Here is an 11052-nt window from a genome sequence, read left to right as displayed (position 1 = left end):
TTTGCTTACTTTTGCGCTGTTCAAAAGTGAGCCGCTGTAAGAGCGGAACCAATAGTGGCCGTTACCTAAATAACGGATATGTACCCCGCCCCAAGCCCCCTCCACAATCAACAGCCTTTAAAAACCCCAGGCCGCTTCTCGACCATCGCCCGTACACCTTCCTTGGCATCCTCACTATTCAGCAGTTTCTCCACCAAAACGGGCAACCCGGCCGCCGCCGCGGTCTCCCCCTCGATCCGTGCCTGGCGCGCCGACATCAGCGTGGCCTGCACCCCCAGCGGCGCCTGCTGGGCAATGCGGTTTGCCAGCGCCACCGCCCGGGGCAACAAATCCTCGCTGGCCATCACCTCCTGCACCAACCCCAACCGCAGCGCTTCATGGGCATCAAACTCATCCCCCGTGAGCAACCAGCGCATGGCATTCCCCCACCCCGCGATCTGATGAAAGCGCAACGTCGCGCCCCCAAAAGGAAAAATCCCGCGCTGCACTTCCATCTGCGCAAACCGGGTATTGCTGGCACACAGATTGATATCCGCCGCCAACATCAACTCGATACCAATGGTCAGGCAGTACCCCTGAGCCGCAACAATCACCGGCTTACTGACCCGGGGCCCCGCGAAAACGCCCCACGGATCACAACCACCCAACGGCGGTTGCCAGCCTTGTGCCATCGTGGGCCCCACATTGGCCAGGTCCAATCCGGCGGTAAAGTGATCGCCATGCCCGAAGACAATGGCCACCCGCGCTTCCTCATTGCGATCAAATTCGCCATACGCCAGGCTCAAATCATTGAGCAATTCCAGGTCGAACGCATTGCGCTTGGCCACGCGATCCAGCCCCAGCAACAGGATATGACCCTGCTGTTCACGGCTGACGCGGCTGTTGGTGGCTTGGTTCATGGGGTGTGCCCTCGGGCGCAAAGGGAGGTTTCGGACCGAAGGGCCCGCTGTTAAGGGTGAACCGTTTAAGCGTCATGACCAACAGGGCCGGGCCTTTGAAAAATAGACCCTGCTGCCTGGATGCGCAAAGCCTTTGATGCAGAGGCGTTTACCTGCGGTTTGCGATAAAAAAAGCTCCCTTTTTCAGCGATTTCCGGTATAGTGCGCGCCGGCCTTTAACCGGGCCGCGTTTAGGTAGCGCAATTCCCCGAAGTCAGCTTCGGCTGCACGTCCGCACAGCGGACTCTTCCTTGACGAATCTTTTTCATTCATTCGTTTTCGCAAATCCCCGCCGACAAAGCAGCCAGGGCGACTCTTGAGTCTCAACACGGCATGCGCAGCTTTGGAGCATGGGTCTTTGCGGATGCACTTAGAGGCAGACCCATGACCCAGGAAACCGGCGGCTTCGCCGCTTTTAATCTTAACCCGAACATTCTTGCTGCCGTCATCGCGACTGGCTACGAAGAACCTTCGGCTATTCAGCAGCAATCGATCCCGATCATCATGGCCGGCCAAGACATGATTGGCCAAGCGCAAACCGGTACCGGTAAAACCGCCGCGTTCGCCCTGCCAATCCTGCACTGCATCGATCCTGCCAAGCGCGAGCCGCAAGCCCTGATCCTGGCGCCAACCCGTGAGTTGGCGCTGCAAGTAGCAACCGCTTTCGAAACCTACGCCAAGCAAATGCCGGGCGTTACCGTTGTGGCCGTTTACGGCGGCGCGCCTATGGGCCCACAACTGAAAGCAATCCGTAACGGCGCACAGATCGTTGTCGCCACTCCGGGCCGTCTGTGCGACCACCTGCGTCGCGACGAAAAAGTGCTGTCGACCGTGAACCACCTGGTTCTGGACGAAGCTGACGAAATGCTCAAGCTGGGCTTCATGGACGACCTGGAAGTCATCTTCAAGGCACTGCCAGCAACCCGTCAGACCGTACTGTTCTCGGCTACCCTGCCACAGTCGATCCGTGCCATTGCCGAACGCCATCTGCGCGATCCGCAACACGTGAAGATCCAGACCAAGACTCAGACCGTTACCGCGATCGAACAGGCTCACCTGTTGGTTCACGCTGACCAGAAGACCTCGGCTGTATTGAGCCTGCTGGAAGTCGAAGACTTCGACGCCCTGATCATGTTCGTGCGCACCAAGCAAGCGACCCTGGACCTGGCCAGCGCCCTGGAAGCCAAAGGCTACAAAGCCGCTGCGCTGAACGGTGACATTGCCCAGAACCAGCGTGAGCGCGTGATCGACTCCCTCAAGGATGGCCGTCTGGACATCGTTGTGGCGACCGACGTTGCTGCCCGTGGCCTCGACGTTCCACGTATCACCCACGTGTTCAACGTTGACATGCCTTACGATCCAGAGTCCTACGTTCACCGTATCGGCCGTACCGGCCGTGCTGGTCGCGAAGGTCGTGCATTGTTGCTGGTGACTCCACGTGAGCGCCGCATGCTGCAAGTGATCGAGCGTGTAACCGGTCAGAAAGTTGCCGAAGTCCGCCTGCCGGATGCCCAGGCCGTTCTCGATGCGCGCATCAAGAAACTGACCAACAGCCTGTCGCCACTGGTGGCTGATGCTGAATCGACCCACGGCGATCTGCTGGACCGCCTGACTGCCGATATCGGTTGCACCCCGCGTGCCCTGGCTGCAGCCCTGCTGCGCAAGGCTACCAACGGTCAGGCCCTGACCCTGGCTGCCATCGAGAAAGAACGTCCACTGGTGCCGAACAACGCTCCGCGCGGTGATCGCCCAGAGCGTACTGGCGACCGTCCGGACCGTGGTGATCGTGAGCGTCGTGCTCCGGTTCCATTGGCTGAAGGCCGTGCTCGCTGCCGTACCGCGCTGGGCGCGCGTGATGGCATCGCTGCCAAGAACCTGCTGGGCGCTATCCTCAACGAGGGTGGCCTGGCACGTGAAGCGATCGGTCGCATCCAGGTGCGTGACAGCTTCTCCCTGGTGGAGCTGCCGGAAGATGGCCTGGAGAAACTCCTGACCAAGCTGAAGGACACCCGCGTTGCCGGTAAGCAGTTGAAGCTGCGTCGCTACCGCGAAGATTGATCCGCCCTTGAGCTGATTGATCGAACATAAAAAATCCCCGACTGGTTCGGGGATTTTTTTTGCCTGCAATCAGGCGAAACGGTAGATGTCCATGCCCAGCGCGCCCATGGTGAAGCCTTGGTGGGCTGCGCTGAATTCACCGCCGGCGCCCCGGGCGAAATACAGCGGCAGCAAATGCTCGTCGCTGGGGTGGCTGCGCACGGCATGAGGTGCCTGGCGACGATAGTCGTGCAGCGCGGCTTCATCGTTGGCTGCCAGTTTGCTGACCATCCAATCGCGAAAATCCCGCGCCCAGGGCTCGATGCTCTCCGGCCCGGCATGCCAGTCCAGTTCGCCGAGGTTGTGGGTAATGCTGCCGGAGCCGATCAGCAGCACGCCCTGTTCCCGCAGGCTCGCCAGTGCGTGGCCGACACGGGTTTGCAGGGCAGGGCCCATGCGGCTTGGCAGCGATACCTGCACCACCGGGATATCGGCCGCCGAGTACATCAGCGACAGGGGCACCCAGGTGCCGTGGTCGAAGGGGCGCTGATCATCAATGCGCGCTTCCAGGCCGTCAGCCTTGAGCAACTGCACGATTTGGGCGGCCAACTGCGGGTCACCGGGGGCCGGGTACTGCACCGCGAACAGTTCCCGTGGGAAGCCGCCAAAGTCGTGCCAGGTCTCTGGTGCGGCGCTGCCAGTCACGAGCAGCCCCTGGCTTTCCCAGTGCGCCGAGACCACCACAATGGCCTTGGGGCGTGGCAGCTCGGCTGCCAGGCGCTTGAGTGCCGGGCCACTGGCACCGGGTTGCAGGGCAAGCATGGGCGAACCGTGGGAGATAAACAGGCTGGGCAGCATGAGTAGGGTCCTGAGGGTTAAGATGGGACCATCTTCAATCAGATCATTGATCTAAATCTAATATAAGTTTTAGCGCTATTTGATCAAGTTTTAGGGTGAATCATGGAACCTGGATTTTGGCATGAGCGTTGGGCGCGCAATCAGACGGGTTTCCACTTGCCCGAAGTGAATCCTTACCTGCTGCGTCACTGGCCCGGCCTGGGCGTGGCGAACGGGGCGCAGGTGCTGGTGCCGTTGTGCGGCAAGAGCCTGGATCTGGTGTGGCTGGCGAGCATCGGGCATCGGGTGATCGGGGTCGAGTTGTCGGAAAAGGCCGTTGAAGAGTTTTTCAGCGAGCAGGAGCTGATGCCGCAGGTCAGCCAGCGCGGCGCTTTCAAAGTTTTCCAGGCGGGTTCCATCGAGCTGTGGTGCGGGGATTTCTTCGCCCTGGATGCCGGTGCCGTGGTTGGTTGCACAGCGCTTTACGACCGGGCGGCGCTGATTGCCCTGCCACCGTTGATGCGCGAGCAGTATGCGGCGCACTTGAATGGGATTCTGGCGGGAGGCAGTCGTGGCCTGTTGATCACCCTCGACTATGAGCAGTCGCAGAAGGCCGGCCCGCCGTTCGCGGTGAGCGATGAGGAAGTGCAATTGCTCCTGGGCGGCCGGTGGAGCCTGGATGTGCTGCAGGAGCAGGACATCCTGGGGGACAGCTGGAAGTTTGTTCAGGACGGCGTCACGCGCCTGGACGAGCGGGTGTACCGGTTGGCCAGGCGCTGAAGAGCGCCCACAAAAAAGGGGCGATTGAATCGCCCCTTCTTCTTGTCGCTGTCAGCCGCGACGACGCAGTGCGTCAATTCGCTCTTCCAGTGGCGGGTGGCTCATGAACAGGCGAGCCATGCCCTGCTTGATGCCACCGTTGATGCCAAAGGCGGTCAGGGTGTTCGGCATGTGCACCGGCAAGCCCTGTTCGGAGCGCAGGTGCTGCAAGGCGCTGATCATCGCGCCGGTACCGGCCAGGCGTGCGCCGGCTTCGTCTGCGCGGAATTCCCGTTTGCGCGAGAACCACATCACGATCGAGCTGGCGAGGAAGCCCAGTACCAGTTCGGCGAAGATGGTCGCCACGTAGTAGGCCATGCCCTGGCCCTGTTCGTTCTTGAAGATCACCTTGTCGACGAAGTTGCCGATGATCCGCGCGAAGAACATCACGAAGGTGTTCACCACGCCCTGGACCAGCGCCAGGGTGACCATGTCACCGTTGGCCACGTGGCCGATCTCGTGGGCCAGCACCGCCTTGATTTCGTCGGGCGAGAACCGCTCCAGCAAGCCCTGGCTGACGGCCACAAGGGCGTCGTTCTTGTTCCAGCCGGTAGCAAAGGCGTTCGCTTCATAGGCCGGGAAGATCCCGACTTCAGGCATCTTGATCCCGGCTTCGCGGGACAGTTGCTCGACGGTCTGCAGCAGCCATTGCTCATGACGGGTGCGTGGCTGGGTAATGATCTGGGTGCTGGTGCTCATCTTCGCCATCCACTTGGAGATGAACAGCGAGAAAATCGACCCGGCAAAACCAAAGACCGCACAGAAGATCAGCAGCTGATTGAGGTTCAGATCAACCCCGTTGGCCGCCATGATCCCATTGAAGCCGAAAAGGCTCAGCGTGATGCTGGCAATCAGCACGACCGCCAGGTTAGTGGCCAAGAACAGCAGAATGCGCATCATGGTTGTAGAATTCTCCTCATGCTTAATATGTCGCGTACTGCGGGGTATATAAGGTGCGGCATGGGGCTATTCAACCGGGGGACTATTTCAAACTGTGTCCTACAGCCTGAATGTAGAGCCTTGAAGGGAATTTCCGATGCCTGGTGTGGCTCGGCAGCCTCGCCCCATTACCTTGCAGCCCTGTAATTATAGGGTGATGCCCGAGCAAGGGTGGAGCCGGCAGGTGTAAAAGGCGATACCGCCCGCGCAGGGCAGAGAAGTGTTGCCAGATAATCGCTGTACGACCACGGGTGGGCCGCACAGCGCAATGCCCATTACTGGCGATAGGACTTCAGGAAGTTGCCGATGCGACCGATGGCCATCTCCAGGTCATCCACCCGCGGCAGGGTGACCACCCGGAAGTGATCCGGCCACGGCCAGTTGAACGCCGTACCCTGGACCACCAGCAGCTTTTCCGACAGCAGCAGGTCGAGCACGAACTTCTCGTCGTTGAGGATCGGGCACACTTTCGGGTCGATCCGCGGGAACGCATACAGCGCCCCCATCGGCTTGACGCAACTGACGCCGGGAATCGCGTTCAGCAGTTCCCAGGTGCGGTTGCGCTGCTCCAGCAGGCGGCCTTGTGGCAGCACCAGGTCGTTGATGCTCTGGTAGCCGCCCAGTGCGGTCTGGATGGCGTGCTGGCTCGGCACGTTGGCACACAGGCGCATGTTGGCCAGCATGTCGATGCCCTCGATGTAGCTCTGGGCATTGTGCTTGGGGCCGGAAATGGCGATCCAGCCGGAACGGAAGCCCGCCACCCGGTAGGATTTAGACAGCCCGTTGAAGGTCAGGCACAACAGGTCCGGCGCCAGGGAGGCGGTGCAGATGTGCACGGCGTCGTCGTAGAGGATCTTGTCGTAGATCTCATCGGAAAACACCACCAGGTTGTGCTGGCGCGCGAGTTCGAGCATGCCCAGCAAAACTTCCCTGGAGTAGACGGCGCCGGTGGGGTTGTTCGGGTTGATGATCACCAGGGCCTTGGTGTTCGGGGTGATCTTGGCCTTGATGTCGGCCAGGTCCGGGAACCAGTCGGCGCCTTCGTCACACAGGTAATGCACCGGATGGCCACCGGCCAGGGTTACGGCGGCGGTCCACAGCGGGTAGTCGGGAGCCGGAACCAGCACTTCGTCGCCGTTGTTGAGCAGGGCCTGCATGGACATGACGATCAGCTCGGACACGCCGTTGCCCAGGTAGATGTCTTCGATGCCGACACCTTCAACCTGCTTCTGCTGGTAGTACTGCATGACGGCCTTGCGCGCGCTGAACAGGCCTTTGGAGTCGCTGTAGCCCTGGGCGGTAGGCAGGTTGCGGATCACGTCCTGGAGGATTTCGTCCGGCGCTTCGAAACCAAAGGGTGCCGGGTTGCCAATGTTCAGCTTGAGGATGCGATGGCCTTCCTCTTCCAGGCGTTTGGCGTGCTTGAGCACCGGGCCGCGAATGTCGTAGCAGACGTTGGCGAGCTTGTTCGATTTGCTGACCTGCATGGCGATGTGATCCTGAAAATGAACGATCCAGACGGTGTGAAGACTACCGTGCTGAGAATCCTGCGTTGGCCTGACCCATAAATACGTTTGAATGCCGGTAACGCGGGTGCCAGACTGGCGCTTTGAAGAGGCGCAATCATACGTGCCGCCTGATCCATGGAAAAGACACAGATCAGGCTTTTTCAGTTGCCGAGGTGTACCGATGGAAAAGTTGCAGAAAACCGTTGAAGAATGGAAAGCCATGCTCGACCCGGAGCAGTACAACGTGTGCCGCCTCAAAGGCACCGAGCGACCGTTCAGCGGCAAGTACAACGGCACCAAGACCGACGGCGTCTACCACTGCATCTGCTGCAATGAGCCGCTGTTCGATTCCAGGGCCAAGTTTGACTCCGGCTGCGGCTGGCCCAGCTTCTACGAGCCGATCGCCGAGCAGGCCATGGTCGAGATTCGGGATATCAGCCACGGCATGATCCGTACCGAAGTCACCTGCGCCAAATGCGATGCGCACCTGGGCCACGTGTTCCCGGACGGACCGCCGCCGACCGGTTTGCGTTACTGCATCAACTCGGTGTGCCTGGACCTGGTACCGCGCTGAGCCGTCAAGCTCCTGCGGGCTTCGTGCCCGCAGGGGCCGTTATATCAAGGCATAAGTCCCGCCAATTAAATTGCACACAATTGAATTGCCTACTATCGTTCAGTCCTTCTTATCTCTGTAGAGGCACTGCCATGAGCGACAACCTGCTGAGCATCCCTTGCACCACCATCAAGGGTGAGCAAAAGACCTTGGCCGATTTCGCCGGCAAGGCGATTCTGGTGGTCAACACTGCCAGCAAGTGCGGCTTCACCCCGCAATACAAGGGGCTTGAGGAGCTCTGGCAGCATTACAAGGACCAGGGCCTGGTGGTATTGGGCTTTCCCTGCAACCAGTTCGGCAAGCAGGAGCCGGGCAACGAAGGCGCCATTTCGGAGTTTTGCGAGCTGAACTTTGGTGTCAGTTTCCCGCTGTTCAAGAAGATTGACGTCAACGGCAGCGATGCCCACCCATTGTTCGTACAGCTCAAAAAGCAGGCCCCGGGATTGCTGGGCTCCAAGGGCATCAAGTGGAACTTCACCAAGTTCCTGATCGGTCGCGACGGCCAGGTGGTCAAGCGCTTCGCCCCGACCACCAAGCCCCAGGACCTGACCCAAGAGATCGAAGCCCTGCTCAAATGACCGACCTGTCCCTGGCCCTCGACGACCAACTGTGCTTCAAGCTCTACGCCGCCTCCCGCGCGGTCACCCGGGCCTACAAGCCGATGCTCGATCAGTTGGGCCTGACCTATCCGCAATACCTGGTGATGCTGGTGCTGTGGGAATGGCAGGCCGCAGCGGTGTCGCAGCCTACGGTCAAGGCCCTGGGCGAGCGCCTGCTGCTGGATTCCGGCACGCTGACGCCACTGCTCAAGCGCCTGGAGCAGCTTGCCCTGGTGCGGCGTCAGCGCAGTGCGCTGGATGAGCGTGAAGTGCACCTGAGCCTGACCGATGAAGGCCGGCACCTGCGCGACCGGGTGCAGCCGCTGAAGGCCCGCCTGTTGTGTGACAGCGGCGTTGATCTGAACCAGGCCGATGCCTTGCGTGACGGTCTGGATCAGCTGTTGCGCCAGGTCAAAGACTTGTCGTAGTCGGCACCCACAGATCGAGCAAGGCCTTGAGTTCTTCCCGGCGAAACGGCTTGGCCAGGTAATCGTTCATGCCTGCCGCCCGGCAGCGCTCGCGTTCCTCGGACATGGCGTTGGCCGTCAAGGCGACGATCGGCAAGTCCGGCCAGCGCCCGCTGCGGCGGATCTGCCGACTGGCCTCATAGCCATCCATCACCGGCATATTGCAGTCCATCAACACCATGTCGAAGCCTTGCTCTTCCAGCAGCTTGAGGGCTTCACCACCGTGGGCGGCGACGATCACCTCGCACCCGAGCTTGCCGAGCATGCCCTTGGCCACCAGTTGATTGACCGGGTTGTCCTCCACCAGCAGGATGCGCGCCCGGTGGGCGAGGGGGCCGGTTTCCAGCTGGATCAGGTCCAGGACCAGGTCCGGATCGGTGCGCAAGTTGCGTTGCAGGACCTGGTACAGCGCGGTGCGGCTCAGGGGGCGGGCCTGTTGCTGCAAGGGGGCCAGGGCCGCGACTTCTTCGCTGGGCATGAAGTTGCCGTAGGCGGTTACCACCAGGATCGGGGCGGTGATCATCGGGCGCAGGCGGAACAGGCATTCGGGGCAGTCGGTGATCAGCAGGTCGGGATTCTGCCCGCTCAAGTCATCGTCGATGGAATAACAGCGCGGAGCCAGGCCCCAACTCGGCAGCAGGCTGGTGAGGAGTTCTGCCAGCCCGCTGCTGGTGCTGGTGATGGCGATTACATCTCCAGCCAAAGGCGCCAGGCGCACCGCCGGCAAGTGGGTCGGCAAGGGCAGGTCGGCACAGAACTGGCTGCCAAAGCCAGCTTCCGAGCTGATGCTCAGGCGGCCTTTCATGGCTTCGCACAGGTTGTGGGTCAGCGCCAGGCCCAGGCCTGTCCCGCCGAACTGGCGGGTGATGCCCGCACCGGCTTGGGTGAACGGCTGGAAAATCTTGACCTGGGCATCCTGGGCGATCCCGATACCGGTGTCGCACACCTCGATCCTGACCCGGCCGGCCTGGGCACTGAGGCGTACATCCACCCGGCCGAAACGCGTGAACTTCAGGGCGTTGGACAGCAAATTGCTGACAATCTGCCGTACCCGCGTCGGGTCGCCCAGCACCTGGGCGGGAAACTGCGGGTCGATCAGGCACGTCAGCTCCACGCTGGGCGCGGCGTTTTGCGAGAGCAGGTTGGCGGTGTCTTCCACCAGTGAACCGAGGTCGAACGGGATGCTTTCCAGTTCCAGTTGGCCGGCGTCGAACTTCGACAGGTCGAGGATATCGTTGAGTAGCTCCACCAGTACTTTGCCGGAGTCATGGGCGATCGACAGTTGCTGGCGTTGCTCGGCGTTCAGCGGGCTGTCGAGGGAGAGGGCGATCATCCCCAGCAGGCCGTTCAGCGGTGTACGGATTTCATGGCTCATGTTGGCCAGGAACGCCGCCCGTGCCTGGGCCATGCCCAGGGCCGTCATCTTCGCCGCTTCCAGCTCGTCGTTCGAGAGCGTCAGCCGATGATTGATCGCCTTGAGCTCGGTGGTGCGTGCGGAGACGATGTCTTCCAGTTGGCCGAGGTATTCGGTCAGGCGATTTTCAGCATGCCGGCGTTGCTGGATTTCAGTCTCCATGTTTTCAAACTGTTGGTTGGCGACGTTGACCAGTACACCGATCTCGTCGTGCTCGTGCCCCGGCGGGCAGTCCAGGCGCTCGTGCTTGCGTGAGCTCAGCTCGCGGATAATGCGCACCAGCGGCTTGGTCAGCATCACGTAGAAAAGCGCCAACAGAATGCCGGTGAGGATCAGGCTGCGGGCGAAGCCGTTGAGCAGGGTGATCTCGGCGCGGTGCAGGAAGCGGCTGCCGAACGCGTAGGTGTCTACGTCAAGACGCAGTACACCGAGGGAATCGTTGGGCATGTGGGCGAGGTAGAGCCGATCTTCGAATTGGCGGTTGGCGCCAAACAGGAAGTCGCTGATGGGCCGGTAGGTGCTTTCCTTGCGCGGGCGATGGACATCGGCCAGCACCAAACCGTTGTTGTCGATCAGTTGTGCATGGGTGATGGCGGGGGAGTGCAGCAGGCCCAGCGTCAGTTCCTGGGCCAGCTCGGCGTCGATGTTGTAGGCGATGCGCGAAGCCGGGTTATGGCTGATTTCAATCAGCGCACGTATTTCCCGGTTGATGGAAGCGTCTTCGCTGGCATAATCAATCCCAATCTGTATCAGGCTGAGCAAGGTTCCCAAGACGAATCCGACCAGCACTGTCAGTCTGGCTTGTTTATAAGACAAGCGGTGGGCGAACTTGATATCCATCGGGTGCTGTACCACTTTACGTTTCCTTTCGCCCGGCAAGC

At 60.9% G+C, this 11052-nt stretch carries 10 protein-coding genes; 5 read left to right on the top strand and 5 right to left on the bottom strand.

All coding sequences use genetic code 11. The annotated features are described in order from the left end of the window. Window positions 1–107: 107 nt before the first annotated feature. Entirely contained in the window at window positions 108–899 is a 792-nt protein-coding gene (locus tag HYE77_RS16495; RefSeq protein WP_177020704.1) for a crotonase/enoyl-CoA hydratase family protein, read from the bottom strand. A 423-nt stretch (window positions 900–1322) separates the two neighbouring features. Here HYE77_RS16495 and HYE77_RS16490 point away from each other — a divergent pair, with 423 nt between their 5' ends. Then, window positions 1323–2996, top strand: a complete 1674-nt coding sequence (locus HYE77_RS16490; RefSeq protein WP_003209050.1) for a DEAD/DEAH box helicase — start codon at window positions 1323–1325, stop codon at window positions 2994–2996. Window positions 2997–3065: 69 nt separating this feature from the next. Here HYE77_RS16490 and HYE77_RS16485 read toward each other — a convergent pair whose 3' ends face one another. Then, on the bottom strand, window positions 3066–3833 hold the full coding sequence (locus tag HYE77_RS16485) for a class III extradiol ring-cleavage dioxygenase (RefSeq protein WP_177069004.1): 768 nt from the start codon (window positions 3831–3833) through the stop codon (window positions 3066–3068). A gap of 102 nt (window positions 3834–3935) precedes the next feature. Here HYE77_RS16485 and HYE77_RS16480 point away from each other — a divergent pair, with 102 nt between their 5' ends. Further along, window positions 3936–4592: a thiopurine S-methyltransferase gene (locus tag HYE77_RS16480; protein ID WP_177069003.1), complete on the top strand. Its 657-nt coding sequence runs from the start codon at window positions 3936–3938 to the stop codon at window positions 4590–4592. A gap of 51 nt (window positions 4593–4643) precedes the next feature. Here the strand turns inward: HYE77_RS16480 and htpX are convergent, their stop codons facing one another. Together htpX and HYE77_RS16470 are read right to left on the bottom strand one after the other, a co-directional pair. Further along, window positions 4644–5531: a protease HtpX gene (gene htpX, locus HYE77_RS16475; protein WP_003209055.1), complete on the bottom strand. Its 888-nt coding sequence runs from the start codon at window positions 5529–5531 to the stop codon at window positions 4644–4646. Window positions 5532–5845: 314 nt separating this feature from the next. Further along, window positions 5846–7057, bottom strand: a complete 1212-nt coding sequence (locus HYE77_RS16470; RefSeq protein WP_003209058.1) for a pyridoxal phosphate-dependent aminotransferase — start codon at window positions 7055–7057, stop codon at window positions 5846–5848. 202 nt (window positions 7058–7259) lie between these two features. Between HYE77_RS16470 and msrB the strand changes: the two genes are divergently transcribed. From msrB to HYE77_RS16455, 3 genes are all read left to right on the top strand, one after another. Beyond that, window positions 7260–7652 carry a peptide-methionine (R)-S-oxide reductase MsrB gene (gene msrB, locus HYE77_RS16465; protein WP_087694771.1) on the top strand — a complete coding sequence of 131 codons (393 nt, stop codon included), beginning with the start codon at window positions 7260–7262 and terminating at the stop codon, window positions 7650–7652. A gap of 131 nt (window positions 7653–7783) precedes the next feature. Next, window positions 7784–8269 carry a glutathione peroxidase gene (locus HYE77_RS16460; RefSeq protein WP_003209061.1) on the top strand — a complete coding sequence of 162 codons (486 nt, stop codon included), beginning with the start codon at window positions 7784–7786 and terminating at the stop codon, window positions 8267–8269. Beyond that, window positions 8266–8718, top strand: coding sequence for a MarR family winged helix-turn-helix transcriptional regulator (locus HYE77_RS16455; protein WP_008432153.1), 453 nt, complete (start codon window positions 8266–8268; stop codon window positions 8716–8718). The genes HYE77_RS16460 and HYE77_RS16455 overlap by 4 nt, the downstream gene beginning before the upstream one ends. On the opposite strand, the gene HYE77_RS16450 is transcribed toward HYE77_RS16455, so the two are convergent. Continuing rightward, window positions 8702–11011: a response regulator gene (locus HYE77_RS16450; protein ID WP_003209064.1), complete on the bottom strand. Its 2310-nt coding sequence runs from the start codon at window positions 11009–11011 to the stop codon at window positions 8702–8704. The two genes, HYE77_RS16455 and HYE77_RS16450, sit on opposite strands and share 17 nt — an antisense overlap. Between the last annotated feature and the right edge of the window lie 41 nt (window positions 11012–11052).

Source organism: Pseudomonas sp. IPO3774, assembly GCF_013386835.1.
In the GTDB taxonomy this organism is placed as follows: Bacteria; Pseudomonadota; Gammaproteobacteria; order Pseudomonadales; family Pseudomonadaceae; genus Aquipseudomonas.
The sequence above is the reverse complement of the archived record's forward strand: the minus strand, read 5'-3'. Positions and strand labels throughout refer to the sequence as shown.

What these genes read in the sequence shown, in the direction of transcription:
- HYE77_RS16495 (WP_177020704.1), bottom strand. Translation starts at nt 899, where the DNA reads ATGAACCAAGCCACCAACAGCCGCGTCAGCCGTGAACAGCAGGGTCAT.
- HYE77_RS16490 (WP_003209050.1), top strand. Translation starts at nt 1,323, where the DNA reads ATGACCCAGGAAACCGGCGGCTTCGCCGCTTTTAATCTTAACCCGAAC.
- HYE77_RS16485 (WP_177069004.1), bottom strand. Translation starts at nt 3,833, where the DNA reads ATGCTGCCCAGCCTGTTTATCTCCCACGGTTCGCCCATGCTTGCCCTG.
- HYE77_RS16480 (WP_177069003.1), top strand. Translation starts at nt 3,936, where the DNA reads ATGGAACCTGGATTTTGGCATGAGCGTTGGGCGCGCAATCAGACGGGT.
- htpX (WP_003209055.1), bottom strand. Translation starts at nt 5,531, where the DNA reads ATGATGCGCATTCTGCTGTTCTTGGCCACTAACCTGGCGGTCGTGCTG.
- HYE77_RS16470 (WP_003209058.1), bottom strand. Translation starts at nt 7,057, where the DNA reads ATGCAGGTCAGCAAATCGAACAAGCTCGCCAACGTCTGCTACGACATT.
- msrB (WP_087694771.1), top strand. Translation starts at nt 7,260, where the DNA reads ATGGAAAAGTTGCAGAAAACCGTTGAAGAATGGAAAGCCATGCTCGAC.
- HYE77_RS16460 (WP_003209061.1), top strand. Translation starts at nt 7,784, where the DNA reads ATGAGCGACAACCTGCTGAGCATCCCTTGCACCACCATCAAGGGTGAG.
- HYE77_RS16455 (WP_008432153.1), top strand. Translation starts at nt 8,266, where the DNA reads ATGACCGACCTGTCCCTGGCCCTCGACGACCAACTGTGCTTCAAGCTC.
- HYE77_RS16450 (WP_003209064.1), bottom strand. Translation starts at nt 11,011, where the DNA reads ATGGATATCAAGTTCGCCCACCGCTTGTCTTATAAACAAGCCAGACTG.